Below are 15,681 nucleotides of genomic sequence, written 5' to 3'. Positions count from 1 at the left end.
TCTCCCTTTCATCCTTTATTTAACGAACAATTCCAGGTAGAGCGCCGTTAAAAATACATTCAGCAGGGCAGCGGGTAGCAAAACCTTCCAGCCTAGGCTCATCAGTTGATCTACGCGAACGCGAGGGAAGGTGGCACGAATCCAGAACAATGAGAAGACAATACATACAAACTTAAGCACAAACCAGACAAGACCGGGCACAAAGTCGAGGAACGGCGCGGGAGCATGCCATCCGCCTAGAAACAGCACCGTCGTCAGTCCGGCAATCGCATAAACGTAAACATACTCCGCCAGCATAAAGAAGGCGAACCGGAAGCCGCTGTATTCTACATGGTATCCCGCCACCAGCTCCGACTCCGCTTCCGGCAAATCGAAAGGCGTACGATTCAGCTCCGACACGGCCGCGATAAAAAAGACGATAAAGCCGATGATTTGCGGAAACAGGTTCCAATTCCAAAACCAGCCGCCGTCTTGCGCGGCGACAATCTCTCTCAGATTCAAGCTGCCGCTGAGCAAAATGACCCCGACAATTGAGATAACGAGCGGCACCTCGTAGCTGATCATTTGTGCCGCAGAACGCATCCCGCCAAGCAGCGCGTATTTATTGTTGGAGGCCCAGCCCCCAAGTACAATCGCCACCGTCGTTATGCCGGAGAGCGCCACGTAATAGAGCAAGCCGACGTTTAAATCGGCAAAATAAAGCTTATCTGTATAAGGAATGACGGCGAGTGCCGCGAATGCAGGAATAAAAGCAAGAGGAGGCGCGATTATAAAAAGAAGCCGGTCCGCCTTGCGGGGAATGGTATCTTCTTTAATCAGCAGCTTAAAAATATCCGCCACCGTCTGGAGAAGCCCGAACGGTCCTACCCGGTTCGGTCCGATTCGAAGCTGCATCCAGCCAATGACCTTGCGTTCGTAATAGATGGCATACGTAACGAAGCCAAGCACAATCAACAGAAAAACAACCGCCCACAAAAATAAAACAAGTGCGCTTCCCCATGTCAAAGGTTCGCCCAGCCAGGCTCCCATCAGGCATCCACCTCTCCGACCACAATATCAATGCCGCCCAAAATGGTAATGAGATTGGTCATCGTTTCTCCTACCAGCAGCTTAGGCAATATTTGCAGGTTCACAAAAGAAGGTCTGCGAAACTTAAGCCGGTAAGGCTCAGCTTTTCCTTTGGAGACGATATGGCAGCCGATCTCGCCTCTAGGCGATTCAATCCGCACATAAGCTTCACCTGCTGGAGGACGAATGGCGCGCGGCACTTTGCCCATCGTTTCTCCTTCGTTTGGAAACTGTTCAACGGCTTGTTTTAAAATACGCAGGCTTTGGCGAATCTCTTCCAGCCGTACTCGATAGCGATCGTAGCAATCGCCTTTTACACCGACGGGAACGTCAAATTCGAACCGATCATACAAGCTGTACGGCTCATCCTTGCGCAAATCCCATTTGACTCCCGTACATCTGAGGTTGGCGCCAGACAAGCCGTAGTCAATTGCCGTAGCCGCATCGTATTGCCCTACCCCTCTAATCCGCGCCAAAAAGATTTCGTTGCCCGTGACGAGCTTGTCATATTCTTGCAGTTTCTTCTCCATATACGGGATGAAATCTCTTACTTTATCCATCCAACCGGGCGGTGCATCCCACTTGACGCCTCCTACCCGCATGTAGTTATAAGTAAGCCTCGCTCCGCACAGCTCGTTGAATAAATTAATAATCGTTTCCCGATCGCGGAATGCATATAGAAACGGGCTCATTGCCCCAATATCCAATAAATAAGTGCCCCACCAAACCAAATGGCTCGCAACCCGTTGAAGCTCCATTACGATAAGTCTTAAAAACTCCGCCCGCAGCGGAATTTCTAGCCCCATCATCTTTTCGACCGCATGAACGAGTACATAATTGTTCGTCATGGCCGACACATAATCCATCCGGTCGGTATAAGGAATAATTTGCGTAAAATTTAAGTTTTCCGCGATTTTTTCCGTGCCTCGATGCAAATAGCCCATAACAGGCGTTGCTTCGGTGATGACTTCTCCATCCAGCTTGACGATAATCCGAAATACGCCGTGTGTGCTGGGATGCTGAGGGCCTACGTTGAGTAGCAGTTCTTTCGTTCTTATCACCGGCTGCTTACACCTCCGAGTCAAGCGGTTCGTAATCTTTGCGGAGCGGATGGCCCACCCAGTCGTCCGGCATCATAATACGGCGCAGATCGGGATGTCCGGGGAATTCAACGCCTAGCAAATCGTAGATTTCCCTCTCATTCCAGTTGGCGGTCGACCATACTGGCGCAGCGGACGGAATAGAAGGGGTATCTCGATCCGTCCTTAATTTAATAGCCGCGTCCCTCTTGCTCTGCAAGTTAAGCAAATAATAAACGACTTCCAGATGTGTTTCGTAATCGACACCCGAAACATTTCTCAAATAATGAAAGTTTAAATCGTTGTGCTCCTTCAACAAACGTGCCGCCTCCGGCCAAAACCGGCTCTCCAGCACAATCGTCGGCATATCGCTGTTCAGCTCATTCAAGCTTGCTTCCAGCACCGCTTCGGCTCCCAAAGCTTCCGTAAGCAACCTGACCGTCAAATCCAAATCTGGCTGACGGGGTGAAGGCTCCTTAGGCGGCGGCTCGGCCCCGCCTTCGGGGGATTCGGCAGACGCTTCCGCTGCCGCTTTTGCCGCCGCTCTGGCAGCTCTAGCCTCCGCCGCCGCCTTCAGCTTCGCTTCCCGTTCCGGGTCGGCCGCAGGAGCCTCTCGCTTGCCCTCGGCAGGCTCCGGCGACGTTTCCACTGCCGCTTTTGCCGCCGCTCTAGCGGCTCTAGCCTCCGCCGCCGCCTTCAGCTTCGCTTCCCGTTCCGGGTCGGCCGCAGGAGCCTCTCGCTTGCCCTCGGCAGACGCGACCGTCGAAAGCTCCGCTCCATCTGACGCCTCGCCTCCCTCGACACCGGCTTTAGGTTCCGCGCCCTCCGGCTTATTGTCCTCCTCGCTCATCGCCCGGTCACCCGCTTCCCGGTTTTGGCCTCATAGCGGATTTTCTCCTGAAGCTTGTTGATTCCGTAAATAAGCGCCGCCGGATTAGGCGGACATCCCGGAATGTACACGTCTACCGGGACGATTTGATCCACGCCTTTGATGACGGAATAAGATTTTATGTAGGGCCCGCCTGCCGTCGCACAGGAACCCATCGCAATAACCCATTTGGGTTCCGGCATTTGGTCGTACAGCCGGCGCAGCAGCGGTCCCATCTTTTTCGTTACCGTTCCCGATACGATCATGACATCCGACTGGCGCGGCGAAGTCCGGAACATGACGCCGAACCGGTCCAGATCATAATGGGAAGCGCCCGTACCCATCATCTCGATGGCACAGCAGGCCAGGCCGAAAGTAAGCGGCCATAAGGAGTTGCTTCGCGCCCATGCTTTCAGCTGCTCCAGCGTCCCCATAAATACGTTGCGTTCCAGCTCTCTGCGCTCTTCCAATGTAATCGACTCTAAATTCAATTCCATTTCAGCACCCTCTTCTTCCATGCATATAGAAGTCCAATGAGCAGCATTCCCGCAAAAATCACCATTTCGACCAGCACAAAAAGGCCGAGCTTATTGTACGCAACGGCCCACGGATATAAGAAAACGGTTTCGACATCAAAGATAACAAACATAAGGGCAAACAAATAATACCGAATGTTGAAACGGACTTGACCTTCCCCTACAGGTTCGTTGCCGCTTTCATAAGTGCTCTGCTTCAGGTCGGTCGGCTTATGAGGCCGGAGCAGTCTGCCCGCCGTTAATGCGACGACCGGAAGCAAAATGCCGAGCACAACAAAAATGGCAACAACAACGTAGTGGTTGACATCGTTTTCCACACAATCGCCTCCTTGATAGGATGGGATGCAGGCTGTCTTCTCATGGTCATTTTTTCCTCACAATTATAACAAATGCTTCCACAACCGTCTATGATGGAGTTCTCTCTGACGGCGGAGGCGGATTTTCGGGGAAACGTCCGTCGGCATCGCTCCGTTTGCCCATCGCCATCGCAAGAACCAGCAATACAGCCGGGATCGCTAACCCTTGAAGAGCGCTGTACACCGTCCACACATCCATGGCAAAAATAGTCGCGTGAATGCTGTTGCGGTACATAGTGAGAGACAGCGGAACCATCAGCACGCACAAGGGGAAAACGAGAGGCCGATAAGCTCTTAGCCCCAGCATCTGCGCCAGCAGAACCACGAGCGAATACATAGACAAAGCAAGCTTGATAAAAATCGTGCCAATCCAAATCATCGCGAACAAAATTTCGACCCTCACCAGCACTTCTTCGATATTGATGCTTTTTGCCATTTCATAGACCGCGAAAGGACTCCTTTTTGTTTCCGAAACGCCAAGCACCGATACAAGAAGAATCATAATAAGAACCGACACTATGCCGGTCACGATAACGGATTTTCCCATCTTCTTTTTCAAAGTGGTCCGGTCCTGCTCTCTGATCATAGGCAGCACAGCCGTCAGGAAAATGCATTCCGACAAAGGAAATCCGAGAATGGGATAAAAACCTTTAATCGGAACGATCAAACCATGTGCAAACACGGGCTCAAGGTTTTTCAAATCCATCTGGTTAATGAGTGTAAACGTAATAATCACGATTACAAACAAAGTCCAGCCGAACAGAATTTCACCCGTCCGTGCAATAGTCTCAAGGCCCAAGCAAAGTCCATAAGCGACGACCAGCATAAAGGTAGCGCTGATAAACCATTCCGGCGTCTGCGGCAGTACCGCTTTGCCCAGAAAGTCGGCTACATTTTTAAGCACCAAAGAGGAGAGCACCATGAAAAAAAACACAAAGGTTAACGTAATGGCTTTTCCTATCCATATGCCAACAATCTTCTCCGTATACTGAGCGATTGTGAGTCTTGGAAATCGGCTGTGCAAAACGAGGTACAAATAAACGATCAAACAATGGACCGGTATAATGAGCAGCATCGAAAACCAGGAATCCTGATTCGCAATCGCAGCCACGGCGGGAGGCACAATGAGGGCCGCGCTCCCCATGCAAAACAAATAGAGCAGCTTGGCGAGTTGCCCCGACGTAATTTCACTGTTAGAGAAACTGCTAAGCCTGTTCATGAGGATGCACCCCCCTTCACCCATGCAACCACTGGTTTATACAAAGGAGACATTAAAGCCGTAATCCAATCCGTTGGAGGGGAGATGGGCACATGAAGCAACAAGAGAACCATTAAAGCGGCCGCTCCCCATAATAAAACGATTGGCCACACCGCTTCCATGACTCCATGCTCATGCCGGTTTCTTTTCCAAATCAAAAATGAAAACAGAGCCGCGCATACGGCTACCATTGCTACTTTCATCATAGGAACCCTCTCACTTTACAATGGAATTCGACCGCGTCCCCGTCGATTGAACATGGCTTATGCATTCCAGCTTGGCCTCCGTCTCAGGGAACATGACGCTCCATCTGGGCGAAATCCGCTCCCACAACCCCGGCTGATCCCGATATACCGCCTCCGCCCAGCCGACTGTGTCAATCTTCAGCTTTTGCAAAATTTGAACGGTTGATCTCATTTCATCTTCCACCGTTTTGTTCAGCAGCTTTTCGATCTCATGGAGAGCGCTCTCCCCGTTCAGCTTGAAGTCGCAAGTCATTTCATGAATGGCTGCCTCTATCCGAATCTGAGATTCAATAACGGGCGTTTCAGAATCGCTGGCGGACCTCTTCACTTTTGTTTCGGTCGTGGAGGAGATAACCTCCGCCATCAAAAAACCGTCGGACCCCGGGCATCCCAGCTTAACGACGGTGCTGGTCAGCTTCTCCTGCAACCAAGCCAACCCCCTCGACTGCCTTGCGTTCAAATAGTGGACCAGTTTTCCATCCTTAAATACGGCCATATTCCTCACCTCCGGAATAACCTCCGGTTTAATGTTGGTGACATTTTCGTTTTTGTTGCCGGCCTTTATCGGACCCTCGGCGACAACGGCCGGCAGTGCTACCTGCTTAAGCCCGGAATCGGCCATGCGGGCTATATCGCGTACAAGCACGGAATAGGCTTGGCCTTGAGCCACTTCGTTAGTGGACACCATTTCTTTCATTTGACTGGCTGGCACCGACTCCATTTGCGTACGGATTTCCAGCAGTTCTTGCGCTTCCATGTCTCTAGCAATCATGACAGCGATATCCGTTCGAATGTCCGCATTCCGGTCGATCAAATCCATTAACGGGTAAATGCCCTCTCTTGCCGTTTTTTCACTAATGACGAGCAATTGCGTATGGGAAAAAAACAGCCTTCGCGACGTCTTCGAGGACATTTTTCGAATCGCCTCAAACATCGTGTCTCCCGTATCCGAAATCGTCATCACAGGGCTGCCTTCTCGGCCTTTCTGCGTGGAAGTCGCGTTCTGCGGCAAAACGATCTGGACGGTCAACCGATAGCGGTATTTCCCGCTCGGATCATCATCTACGCCAATGGCAAGCACAACGGCAAGCTTGTCCAAATAGCGGATGTCCCAACAGCCCGCCAGCGGCAATAGCATGCTAACCGCGCAAACCGCAAGCAACAAGCGAATAGGCCATGTGCTCGTCATTGGGACGGCTCCTCCCTTGAGGACATGTTTGTGCTTTGGCGAACATTGTTGCCTTTAGCCGCCCGGGTCGGTCTGCGCCTCATCATCCATATCGGAACGCGCATCATGGAATCTTTCATATCTCTCCAATAGAACGGCGCAAAAGGTTTCAAATACGGTATGCCAAACGACCGGATATTGCTCAAATGGAGCAGCAGCATTAGAACAACAAGCGCGATGCCGTAGAAACCAAGGGTTGAGGCCGCAATGAGCAGCAAAAACCGGAGCAGGCGGGCCGCCATGCCCAAGCTGTATACAGGAGATACAAAACTTGCAATCGCGGTAAAAGCAACCACAATGACGACGGCCGAAGAAACGATCCCCGCCTCCACCACCGATTGCCCGATTACGAGACCGCCAACAATCGAGATGGCGCTGCCTGCGGCACTCGGCATTCGAAGCACCGCTTCCCGTAAAATTTCAAACACAAACTCCATAATGAACGCTTCCAAATAAGCGGGGAAAGGAACCCCTTCCCTTTGCGCCGCCAGCGTAAGCAAAAGCTGTGTCGGAATCATTTCTTGGTGATAGCCGATGATCGCCACGTAAACCGAGGGCATAAGCAGGGCAATCACAAATGAAACGAACCGCAGCATTCTTAAAAAAGTCGCCATATGAAAACTGGAGTAATAATCTTCCGCCGCTTGAAAAAAAGTGTTTAGCGTAATGGGGAAAATGATCATAAATGGCGATCCGTCCACCATGACGGCGATACGGCCCTCCAGCAAACAGGCCGCTACTACATCCGGCCTTTCGCTGTTCATAATGGTCGGAAACGGCGACCACTTTTGATCCTCGATCATTTCCTCAATGTAATTGGACTCCAAAATGCCGTCAATTTGGATAGCTTTCATCCGTTCGCGCAAATCGGTCAGTACGCTTTCATTCGCCAATCCTTTGATGTACATAATGGCTACTGGGGTTTGAGTATATTCGCCAATAGTTTGCTGCTCCAGCCATAGCTTGGGGCTTCTAATTTTTCGGCGGACAAGCATGGAATTAATTCGAATCGATTCGGTGAATCCTTCGCGCGGGCCGCGAATAGCCATCTCCGTCTTAGGTTCCTCGATACCCCGCTTCATCCCGCCGACCACATGGGCACACAGCCCTTTGGACTCCCCATCCATAAGAATAACCGCATAACCAAGGAGCAGCTTTTCAAACAGATCCTTCAGCGTCTTCAGCTCTTCCACGATCCCAACAGCGAGAAGCACTTCCTGCACCCGTTGAAAGGCGAAGCTCTCCTTGTCTTCGGACAATTCCGATTCACCCGCCCCGCTTTGAATCGGACCAATGACGAATTGATCGAGTCGAATATCGTCAACCATGGCCTGCATATATAAAATGGCAATTCGTTCGTCGTCAGCCCCGCTCGGCTGGATCGAACGAACGGCCAGATCGGCGCTGTTCCCCATCTCCGTTTTGATTCTCTCCAGCATAACGGAAAGCTCAGGAGCGATTGGAATTTGCTCATAGGTATTCAGTTGTTCCTTTTCGTGATTTTCCGCTTGGGGGGAGCGGCGGTGCTCGTTATTCTTTTTGCGGAATAGACCGTTGCCCTTTATTTTGTTCAAGCGGCATGCTCCCTTCTTTGGCGTGAAATCACTTTATAGGTTGTCATACCCATGGAAAAAGTATGTATGGAGATAAGCCGTTAGGGTAAAAAAAAGCCGCATCCCCCGGTTTTTCAACCTTGGGATGCGGCTCTTATGGATTGCATTAACGCTGTTTTACGTTCAGACGATTCATCGCGCGTTGAAGCGCAAGCTCGGCTCTGCGGAAATCAACTTCGTCCTGCTTGGAGGCAAGACGCTGCTGAGCACGCTGCTTTGCAGCTTCGGCACGCTCAATGCTAATATCCTGCGCAAGCTCGGCGCTTTCCGCAAGAATAACGATTTTGTCCTTGCGGACTTCGATGAAACCGCCGTTCACAGCTGCAACATCGACTTTGCCATCGCGCTTGATCACTACAGGAGCGATGCGAAGCGGTGTAACTAGCGGAATATGGTTAGGCAAAATGCCTAGCTCGCCTTCCACGCCTGTTACACTTACCATATTCGCAGTCTCTTCGTACACCTTGCGCTCCGGCGTTACGATTTCTACCAGAAAGCTACTCATGTGGATTCCTCCCGCCTTTCGCTATTAAAGCGTTTTGGCTTTCTCCACGGCGTCTTCAATGACACCTACATAACGGAATGCTTCTTCCGGCAGGTGGTCATATTTGCCCTCGAGAATTTCTTTAAAGCTGCGAACGGATTCTTTAACTGGAACATAGATGCCTTTGTTGCCAGTAAACGGCTCTGCAACGTGGAACGGTTGGGACAGGAACAGTTGAATGCGGCGTGCGCGGCTAACTGTAAGCTTGTCTTCCTCACTCAGCTCGTCCATACCAAGAATCGCGATAATATCTTGAAGCTCTTTGTAACGTTGAAGAATTTTCTTCACGCTTTGAGCAACGTTGTAGTGCTCTGCGCCGAGTACTTCTGGCGACAGGATACGAGAAGAGGATGCAAGCGGATCAACCGCTGGGAAAATACCCATCTCGGAAATTTTACGCTCAAGGTTCGTCGTTGCGTCAAGGTGAGCAAACGCCGTAGCAGGAGCCGGATCCGTATAGTCATCGGCAGGAACGTAGATAGCCTGGATCGATGTAACGGAACCTTTTTTCGTGGAAGTAATACGCTCTTGAAGTTGACCCATCTCAGTTGCCAGCGTTGGCTGGTAACCTACCGCGGAAGGCATACGTCCCAGAAGGGCCGAAACCTCGGAACCTGCTTGTGTGAAGCGGAAGATGTTGTCGACAAACAGAAGAACGTCCTTGCCTTCTTCGTCACGGAAAAATTCTGCCATTGTCAGACCCGTCAAGGCTACGCGCGCACGCGCTCCTGGCGGCTCGTTCATTTGACCGAATACCATCGCCGTTTTCGAAAGAACGCCGGAGTCTTTCATCTCGTGGTACAAGTCGTTGCCTTCACGAGTACGCTCGCCTACGCCGGCGAATACGGAAATACCGCCGTGCTCTTGAGCGATGTTGTTGATCAGCTCTTGAATCGTTACCGTCTTACCTACACCGGCGCCGCCGAACAGGCCGATTTTACCGCCTTTAGTGTAAGGTGCGAGCAAGTCGATAACTTTAATTCCCGTTTCGAGAATTTCCGCTTGCGTGGACAATTCGTCGAATGCAGGTGCGGCACGGTGAATCGGAAGATTATCTTTCGACGTTACGTCGCCAGCTTCGTCAATTGGCTCTCCAAGGACGTTAAATACGCGGCCTAGTGTCGGAGCTCCAACTGGAATTGTGATTGGTGCGCCTGTGTCTACTGCTTCATAGCCACGAACCAAACCGTCCGTTGTGCTCATCGCAATTGCGCGAACCATGTTGTCACCGAGGTGAACGGCTACTTCAAGGGTAAGGTTGATATCTACTCCGCCTTGGCCAGCCTTGTGCTCGATTTTGACAGCGTTCAAAATTTCCGGCAGGTTGCCGCGTTCGAACTCAAGATCGACGACCGGACCCATGACGGATACAACGCGTCCTTTTCTCATTGCTTTCCCTCCTGCTTCTTTCTTATATGAACTTAAGATTGTGCGTTTGCTCCCGCAACGATCTCGGAAATTTCTTGCGTAATCGCAGCCTGACGCGCCCGGTTGTACGTAAGCGTCAACTGGCTGATCATCTTCGTTGCGTTTTTCGTTGCGCTTCCCATTGCCGTCATACGAGCGCCAAACTCGGACGCTTTGCCGTCAAGCACAGCGCTGTAAATAAGCGTCTCTGCATACTTAGGCAGCAAAACTTCCAATACGCCTTCCGGCGACGGCTCGTATTCGTAAGCGGAAACCGAAGCTCCGCCGCCAATCTCCTCAAGAGGAAGCAAGCGGGTCGCCGTCGGGATCTGAGTGATCGCATTGACGAATTGGTTGTAGAACAGATACAGCTCATCGTAAGCGCCGTCCGCGAAGTTTTTCACGGCTGCGTTAGCGACGGACTTAATATCCGCAAAAGTCGGAGCATCCGGCAAGCCGATCACTTCTTCCACGATCGGCATGTTGCGGCGGCGGAAGAAGTCGCGACCCTTCCGTCCAATTACGAACAATACGTATTCGTCCGACGATTTATGGTTTTCACTAATCGTTTGCGTTACTTTGCGCAAGATGTTCGCATTGTAGCCGCCCGCAAGACCGCGGTCCGACGTGATGACGAGATATCCCGTCTTCTTAACCGGACGCGTCTCCAGCATAGGATGTTTAACATCCTTTGTGCCGGCTGCGATGCTTGCCACAACCTCCTTCAGCTTATCTGCGTAAGGACGGGCAGACGTTGCAGACTCCTGTGCTCTTCTGAGCTTGGATGCGGCAACCATCTCCATCGCTTTCGTGATTTGCTTCGTGTTTTGTTTGCTTTTAATCTCGCGTTTAATATCGCGCATGCCTTTAGCCATTTGGTTTCACCCGCCTTCGTGTGCCCCGGAAACTCCCGGGGCTTGGTAAGGGCCTACGCCCGGACAAGATTGGACGGGCGTAGGGGAATCTATCTAAGCCGACCTATCAGGCACGGCCTTATTAGGCGAAGCTTTTCTTAAATTGGTTGATTGCGTCTACAAGGGCCTTCTCGTTGTCGGCTACAAGATCCTTCGTTTCGCGGATCGAAACGGCGATGCCCGGATGGTTGGATTCCAGGAACGCAAGGAATTCTTGCTCGAAACGGGAAATCTTATCGATCGCAACATCGTCCAGGTGACCTTTAACCGCTGTGTAGATCGAGATAACTTGCTTCTCAACCGGCATCGGTACGTTTACACCTTGCTTAAGGATTTCCATTGTACGTGCACCACGGTTCAGACGAGCAAGCGTAGACTTGTCAAGGTCGGACCCGAACTGTGCGAACGCTTGAAGCTCGCGGTATGCCGCAAGGTCAAGACGGAGCGTACCGGCAACCTTTTTCATCGCCTTGATCTGAGCAGAGCCGCCTACGCGGGATACGGAGATACCGACGTTAACCGCAGGACGTTGTCCGGAGTTAAACAAATCGGATTCAAGGAAGATTTGGCCGTCCGTAATGGAAATTACGTTCGTAGGGATATAAGCCGATACGTCGGACGCTTGCGTCTCGATGAACGGCAAAGCTGTGATGGAGCCGCCGCCGAGCTTGTCGCTCAGCTTAGCCGCACGCTCCAGCAAGCGGGAGTGAAGGTAGAAAACGTCGCCCGGATAAGCCTCGCGGCCCGGAGGACGGCGAAGAAGCAACGAAAGCTCGCGGTATGCCGCAGCTTGCTTCGACAAATCGTCGTATACGATCAGGACGTGCTCGCCTTTGTACATGAAGTACTCAGCCATCGATACGCCTGCGTATGGAGCCAAGAACAAGAGAGGAGCCGGCTCGGATGCGCTCGCTGTTACAACGATGGTGTAGTCCATCGCGCCGTGACGGCGAAGCGTTTCCACTACGTTTGCAACTGTGGATTGTTTTTGGCCGATAGCGACGTAAATACATTTAACGCCGTTGCCTTTTTGGTTGATGATCGCGTCGATCGCGATCGCCGTTTTACCTGTTTGACGGTCACCGATGATCAGCTCGCGTTGTCCGCGGCCGACTGGAACCATCGCGTCAATCGCCTTGATGCCTGTTTGCATTGGCTCATGAACGGATTTACGATCGATTACGCCCGGAGCCGGGGATTCGATCGGACGAGTTTGAGTCGTGTTCGTCGGGCCTTTGCCGTCAAGCGGCAAGCCCAGCGGGTTTACAACGCGTCCAAGCAGCTCGTCGCCAACCGGAACTTCCATGATACGGCCTGTGCGTTTTACTTGGTCGCCTTCGCGGATATCCGTGTAAGGACCGAGGATAACGACACCTACGTTGCTTTCCTCAAGGTTGAGCGCCATGCCAATAACACCGTTCGCAAATTCAAGCAACTCGCCTTGCATCGCGTTTTCAAGGCCGTGTACGCGAGCGATACCGTCACCGACATTGATAACCGTGCCGACGTCTACGACTTGAATCTCGGATTTATATTGTTCGATCTGTTGTTTAATCAGCGTGCTGATTTCATCAGGTCTGATACTCAATTCGTTCACCCCTATCTACAGTGCTTTAGAATTTAACGTTTTTTGTAAACGATCCAGCTTGCCGGACAAGCTGCCGTCATAGAGACGGTCGCCGATGCGGACTTGAATGCCCCCGAGCAGCGCTGGTTCGACCATTTGCTGTGCAATAATTTTTTTGCCTGTGATGCTGCCGAACTGTGTCACAACGTTCGCCAACTCTTCATCGTTAAGCAGTTTTGCCGAATAAATCGTCGCGTGGGCTTGGCCCAATGCTTCTCCGGCAATTTTTGTATACGCTTCGTATACGTCCCCGATGATTCCTTGACGACCGCGAGCCACAATGACTTGCAGCGTGTTCAGCACAAGCTCGGATACATTTCCTCCGAAAGCCGCTTTGAGTGCAGCGATCTTGTTCTCCGGAGCCACGCTCGGCAAAGAAAGGAATTTTTCGATTTCCGCGTCCTGTTTCAAAGCTTCAGCGACCAGCTTTAGCTGAGCTTCCACTTCCGAAACCTGGCTTGCGGCGGAAGCAAGCTCGAACAACGCTTTAGCGTAGCGCTTCGCTACGACCGTGTCCCGGCTCATTTGCTTCCTACTTCTTTCAGATATTGATCAACAAGCTGTTCTTGCGACTTTTCGTCCACTTGTTTCTCGATAATCTTGGATGCGATCTTCACGGAAATACCGCCCACTTCCGAACGAAGAGCCGCGATCGCTTTGTTTTTTTCGCTTACGATATCTTTGAGAGCTTCGTCTTTCAGACGGCCAGCCTCGTTTTTTGCGGATTGAACGATTTCGTCCGCCTGCTTGGTGCTTGTTGTTCTAGCTTGATCGATAATAGCGTAAGCTTCCTTGCGCGCTTGCTCGAGCGCAGCTTTTTGCTCATCCATCGATGCTTCTGCCGCTTTGCGGCTTGTTTCTGCCGTGCTCATCTGTTCTTGGATCAGCTGTCTGCGCTTCTCCATTACTGTGAACAACGGGCCAAAAGCATATTTATTCAACAGCCATAAGAGAGCCAGAAAGGCTACAATCGCAAATACCGTCGATTCCCAAATAAACTTATCCATAGCTGCAACTCCTTCCTTACATGCTTGTAATCAAAACGAAGGCGAAGAGGGCTAGGCCTTCCCCGCCAAATGCTTGTACTTATTACTAGCCGAAGAATGCCAAGAAGCCGATAACTACGCCGATGATAGGCACAACTTCTACTACGCCGACGCCGATAAACATAGTTGTTTGCAGCTTGCTTTGAAGCTCAGGCTGACGCGCGATACCTTCGATTGTTTTGCTTACGATAAGACCGTTACCGATACCTGCGCCAAGTGCGCCCAAACCAACTGCGATTGCTGCTGCCAAAACTCCGTAATCCATTTAAAAATCCTCCTCGAATATAGGTTTTGTTAAGGTGATAGCTTGTTTATAACTAATCCCGGGACAGGGGCGTCATGCCGCTGCCGTTAGGGGTTTAAACCGGATTAATGATGTTCTTCCTCGTGATGGTGGATCGTCGCTTGCGAGATGTATACCATCGTCAGAATCGTGAACAAGAAAGCCTGAATCGCGCCTACGAAAATACTGAACCCTTGCCATACCGCGAGGAATGGAAGTCCATATACGCCAAGCATCAAAATCGTTGAAATCAGAACCTCGCCCGCAAAGATGTTCGCGTATAGACGAAGAGCAAGCGTGACTGGCTTCGAGATTTCCTTGATGACATTAAGCGGGAAGAAGACTGGATATGGTTCAAAATAGTGCTTCAGGTAGTGTTTGCGGTTTTCTTTCAAACCAAGGAAGTGAACCAATACGATTACGATAATCGCAAGGCCGGCTGTAACTGAAAGGTCAGCGGTCGGCGACTTCCAGAAAGCAATATGAACGTGTCCGTGGTACTTTTCCAATAATTCAGGGGTAATGCCCAGCCAAGGGTTGACTTCGGAAAATTGGAAGACGACACCAAGCGGCAAACCTAGCAAGTTGGAGACGAAAATGAACAAAATGAGCGTAAGTCCAAGCGACAGATAGCGCTTTACTTTCTCAAGCGGAAGCGTACTTGCAATTGTGCTGTGGACAAACTCAATGATCCACTCCATAAAGTTTTGCATTTTGGTAGGATTCTCAACCGACAGATTGCGGACCGCAAGACGCGCGAGCAGGAACGTAATCAGCATCGTGACGATAATCGTACCCCAGGTTGAAAAATCAATTCTAAAGCCACCTACATGCCATACCGGAAATTCATGCATGTTAATTTCTCACCCCTTTCCGCTGCTGTCTCGATTATGGTGAATAAAAGCGGTTACCAACATAATAAACGGCATCACCATACTTGCCGCCAGCGTAGCCGGCAGATTGAACGTTTCGGGATATTTGTAGGCCACCATCGCTACCAGCAGCACCATCGCCAGCCGGCTCCCCATTCCGAGACCCATTCTGCGCATGCCGCGATTTGCGAGTGCTTGTCCTACAATTTCCACTCTGCGCCTTAGCATAAGCGCATTCAAAAAACTTGCTGAAGCGCCCAGCAAAAGGCCAGCGAATACGCTCTTCCACCCCGGGAACAAGCCCCAAAGCAGCAGGCAGACAGCCGCAAAAAAAAGCGCCCCGCGCATCGCCAATTTAAAAATGTTATCCATCGGAATCCTTCAACACCTTTCTGACAATCAGAATGGCTGAAAGTATGCCGACGGCCAGACCGACAAACAGTCCGCCGACCGTCCAAGCCTTCGGATCGCCGAAGCTTTCCCCAGCCTTCGAGCCGAGCCAATAGCCTAAGAAAACACAAATCCCGACATCAATCCCCAGCGCGCCGACAAGAGCCGCCGCCTTCCAAGGATTGTCTTCTCTGCTTTTCCCATTCATATTGCTCTCAACCCCTGTCAATCCTCATTTATTTTATCGAAGCGGCGCAAGGTTTGTCAATTGAAATCACAGCAAATTTTCCATGAAAGAAAGAGGGAAAACCCTTGCCATACAAGGAATTTGGAGCTTTCAAAACCGT

General features: G+C 51.1%; 19 protein-coding genes. All 19 read right to left on the bottom strand.

Going from position 1 to position 15,681, the window contains the following annotated elements; all coding sequences use genetic code 11:
- Window positions 1–15: 15 nt before the first annotated feature.
- Window positions 16–1,029, bottom strand: a complete 1,014-nt coding sequence (gene nuoH, locus ACFQZE_RS21620; RefSeq protein WP_379360973.1) for an NADH-quinone oxidoreductase subunit NuoH — start codon at window positions 1,027–1,029, stop codon at window positions 16–18.
- Window positions 1,029–2,129 (bottom strand): NADH-quinone oxidoreductase subunit D, encoded by a 1,101-nt coding sequence (locus ACFQZE_RS21615; protein WP_379360971.1) that lies wholly within the window; start codon window positions 2,127–2,129, stop codon window positions 1,029–1,031. Before ACFQZE_RS21615 ends, nuoH begins: the two co-directional genes overlap by 1 nt.
- A gap of 7 nt (window positions 2,130–2,136) precedes the next feature.
- Window positions 2,137–2,997, bottom strand: coding sequence for an NADH-quinone oxidoreductase subunit C (locus ACFQZE_RS21610; RefSeq protein ID WP_379360969.1), 861 nt, complete (start codon window positions 2,995–2,997; stop codon window positions 2,137–2,139).
- Window positions 2,994–3,512, bottom strand: a complete 519-nt coding sequence (locus tag ACFQZE_RS21605) for a NuoB/complex I 20 kDa subunit family protein (RefSeq protein WP_379360967.1) — start codon at window positions 3,510–3,512, stop codon at window positions 2,994–2,996. Before ACFQZE_RS21605 ends, ACFQZE_RS21610 begins: the two co-directional genes overlap by 4 nt.
- Entirely contained in the window at window positions 3,503–3,868 is a 366-nt protein-coding gene (locus tag ACFQZE_RS21600; RefSeq protein ID WP_379360965.1) for an NADH-quinone oxidoreductase subunit A, read from the bottom strand. The genes ACFQZE_RS21605 and ACFQZE_RS21600 overlap by 10 nt, the downstream gene beginning before the upstream one ends.
- Before the next feature lie 88 nt (window positions 3,869–3,956).
- Window positions 3,957–5,126, bottom strand: a complete 1,170-nt coding sequence (locus ACFQZE_RS21595) for a GerAB/ArcD/ProY family transporter (RefSeq protein ID WP_379360963.1) — start codon at window positions 5,124–5,126, stop codon at window positions 3,957–3,959.
- The gene (locus ACFQZE_RS21590) at window positions 5,123–5,371 is read right to left on the bottom strand and encodes a hypothetical protein (RefSeq protein WP_379360961.1); all 249 of its coding nucleotides are present in this window, start codon (window positions 5,369–5,371) and stop codon (window positions 5,123–5,125) included. Before ACFQZE_RS21590 ends, ACFQZE_RS21595 begins: the two co-directional genes overlap by 4 nt.
- A gap of 10 nt (window positions 5,372–5,381) precedes the next feature.
- Window positions 5,382–6,599 (bottom strand): Ger(x)C family spore germination protein, encoded by a 1,218-nt coding sequence (locus ACFQZE_RS21585; protein ID WP_379360959.1) that lies wholly within the window; start codon window positions 6,597–6,599, stop codon window positions 5,382–5,384.
- On the bottom strand, window positions 6,596–8,212 hold the full coding sequence (locus tag ACFQZE_RS21580) for a spore germination protein (protein WP_379360957.1): 1,617 nt from the start codon (window positions 8,210–8,212) through the stop codon (window positions 6,596–6,598). The genes ACFQZE_RS21585 and ACFQZE_RS21580 overlap by 4 nt, the downstream gene beginning before the upstream one ends.
- Before the next feature lie 145 nt (window positions 8,213–8,357).
- Entirely contained in the window at window positions 8,358–8,756 is a 399-nt protein-coding gene (locus tag ACFQZE_RS21575; RefSeq protein WP_379360955.1) for a F0F1 ATP synthase subunit epsilon, read from the bottom strand.
- Window positions 8,757–8,780: 24 nt separating this feature from the next.
- The gene (gene atpD / locus ACFQZE_RS21570) at window positions 8,781–10,184 is read right to left on the bottom strand and encodes a F0F1 ATP synthase subunit beta (protein ID WP_379360953.1); all 1,404 of its coding nucleotides are present in this window, start codon (window positions 10,182–10,184) and stop codon (window positions 8,781–8,783) included.
- A 32-nt stretch (window positions 10,185–10,216) separates the two neighbouring features.
- Complete coding sequence (atpG, locus tag ACFQZE_RS21565) at window positions 10,217–11,077, bottom strand: ATP synthase F1 subunit gamma (RefSeq protein WP_379360951.1); 861 nt, start codon at window positions 11,075–11,077, stop codon at window positions 10,217–10,219.
- A 121-nt stretch (window positions 11,078–11,198) separates the two neighbouring features.
- Window positions 11,199–12,704 carry a F0F1 ATP synthase subunit alpha gene (atpA, locus tag ACFQZE_RS21560; protein ID WP_379360949.1) on the bottom strand — a complete coding sequence of 502 codons (1,506 nt, stop codon included), beginning with the start codon at window positions 12,702–12,704 and terminating at the stop codon, window positions 11,199–11,201.
- Window positions 12,705–12,719: 15 nt separating this feature from the next.
- The gene (locus tag ACFQZE_RS21555; protein ID WP_379360947.1) at window positions 12,720–13,268 is read right to left on the bottom strand and encodes a F0F1 ATP synthase subunit delta; all 549 of its coding nucleotides are present in this window, start codon (window positions 13,266–13,268) and stop codon (window positions 12,720–12,722) included.
- The gene (gene atpF, locus ACFQZE_RS21550) at window positions 13,265–13,750 is read right to left on the bottom strand and encodes a F0F1 ATP synthase subunit B (RefSeq protein WP_379360945.1); all 486 of its coding nucleotides are present in this window, start codon (window positions 13,748–13,750) and stop codon (window positions 13,265–13,267) included. The genes ACFQZE_RS21555 and atpF overlap by 4 nt, the downstream gene beginning before the upstream one ends.
- A gap of 85 nt (window positions 13,751–13,835) precedes the next feature.
- Window positions 13,836–14,054, bottom strand: a complete 219-nt coding sequence (gene atpE, locus ACFQZE_RS21545; RefSeq protein ID WP_379360943.1) for a F0F1 ATP synthase subunit C — start codon at window positions 14,052–14,054, stop codon at window positions 13,836–13,838.
- 104 nt (window positions 14,055–14,158) lie between these two features.
- Window positions 14,159–14,926 (bottom strand): F0F1 ATP synthase subunit A, encoded by a 768-nt coding sequence (gene atpB / locus ACFQZE_RS21540; RefSeq protein ID WP_379360941.1) that lies wholly within the window; start codon window positions 14,924–14,926, stop codon window positions 14,159–14,161.
- Between the two features lie 9 nt (window positions 14,927–14,935).
- A complete protein-coding gene (locus ACFQZE_RS21535) occupies window positions 14,936–15,316 on the bottom strand; it encodes an ATP synthase subunit I (RefSeq protein ID WP_379360939.1) in 381 nt (126 codons plus the stop codon).
- The gene (locus tag ACFQZE_RS21530; protein WP_379360937.1) at window positions 15,309–15,542 is read right to left on the bottom strand and encodes an AtpZ/AtpI family protein; all 234 of its coding nucleotides are present in this window, start codon (window positions 15,540–15,542) and stop codon (window positions 15,309–15,311) included. The genes ACFQZE_RS21535 and ACFQZE_RS21530 overlap by 8 nt, the downstream gene beginning before the upstream one ends.
- Window positions 15,543–15,681 lie beyond the last annotated feature (139 nt).

Source organism: Paenibacillus sp. GCM10027627 (genome assembly GCF_042675505.1).
Lineage (GTDB): Bacteria > Bacillota > Bacilli > Paenibacillales > Paenibacillaceae > Pristimantibacillus.
The sequence above is the reverse complement of the archived record's forward strand: the minus strand, read 5'-3'. Positions and strand labels throughout refer to the sequence as shown.

Coding starts and splice junctions, on each gene's coding strand:
- nuoH (WP_379360973.1), bottom strand. CDS start 1,029: ATGGGAGCCTGGCTGGGCGAACCTTTGACATGGGGAAGCGCACTTGTT.
- ACFQZE_RS21610 (WP_379360969.1), bottom strand. CDS start 2,997: ATGAGCGAGGAGGACAATAAGCCGGAGGGCGCGGAACCTAAAGCCGGT.
- ACFQZE_RS21605 (WP_379360967.1), bottom strand. CDS start 3,512: ATGGAATTGAATTTAGAGTCGATTACATTGGAAGAGCGCAGAGAGCTG.
- ACFQZE_RS21595 (WP_379360963.1), bottom strand. CDS start 5,126: ATGAACAGGCTTAGCAGTTTCTCTAACAGTGAAATTACGTCGGGGCAA.
- ACFQZE_RS21590 (WP_379360961.1), bottom strand. CDS start 5,371: ATGATGAAAGTAGCAATGGTAGCCGTATGCGCGGCTCTGTTTTCATTT.
- ACFQZE_RS21585 (WP_379360959.1), bottom strand. CDS start 6,599: ATGACGAGCACATGGCCTATTCGCTTGTTGCTTGCGGTTTGCGCGGTT.
- ACFQZE_RS21575 (WP_379360955.1), bottom strand. CDS start 8,756: ATGAGTAGCTTTCTGGTAGAAATCGTAACGCCGGAGCGCAAGGTGTAC.
- atpD (WP_379360953.1), bottom strand. CDS start 10,184: ATGAGAAAAGGACGCGTTGTATCCGTCATGGGTCCGGTCGTCGATCTT.
- atpG (WP_379360951.1), bottom strand. CDS start 11,077: ATGGCTAAAGGCATGCGCGATATTAAACGCGAGATTAAAAGCAAACAA.
- ACFQZE_RS21555 (WP_379360947.1), bottom strand. CDS start 13,268: ATGAGCCGGGACACGGTCGTAGCGAAGCGCTACGCTAAAGCGTTGTTC.
- atpF (WP_379360945.1), bottom strand. CDS start 13,750: ATGGATAAGTTTATTTGGGAATCGACGGTATTTGCGATTGTAGCCTTT.
- atpE (WP_379360943.1), bottom strand. CDS start 14,054: ATGGATTACGGAGTTTTGGCAGCAGCAATCGCAGTTGGTTTGGGCGCA.
- atpB (WP_379360941.1), bottom strand. CDS start 14,926: ATGCATGAATTTCCGGTATGGCATGTAGGTGGCTTTAGAATTGATTTT.
- ACFQZE_RS21535 (WP_379360939.1), bottom strand. CDS start 15,316: ATGGATAACATTTTTAAATTGGCGATGCGCGGGGCGCTTTTTTTTGCG.
- ACFQZE_RS21530 (WP_379360937.1), bottom strand. CDS start 15,542: ATGAATGGGAAAAGCAGAGAAGACAATCCTTGGAAGGCGGCGGCTCTT.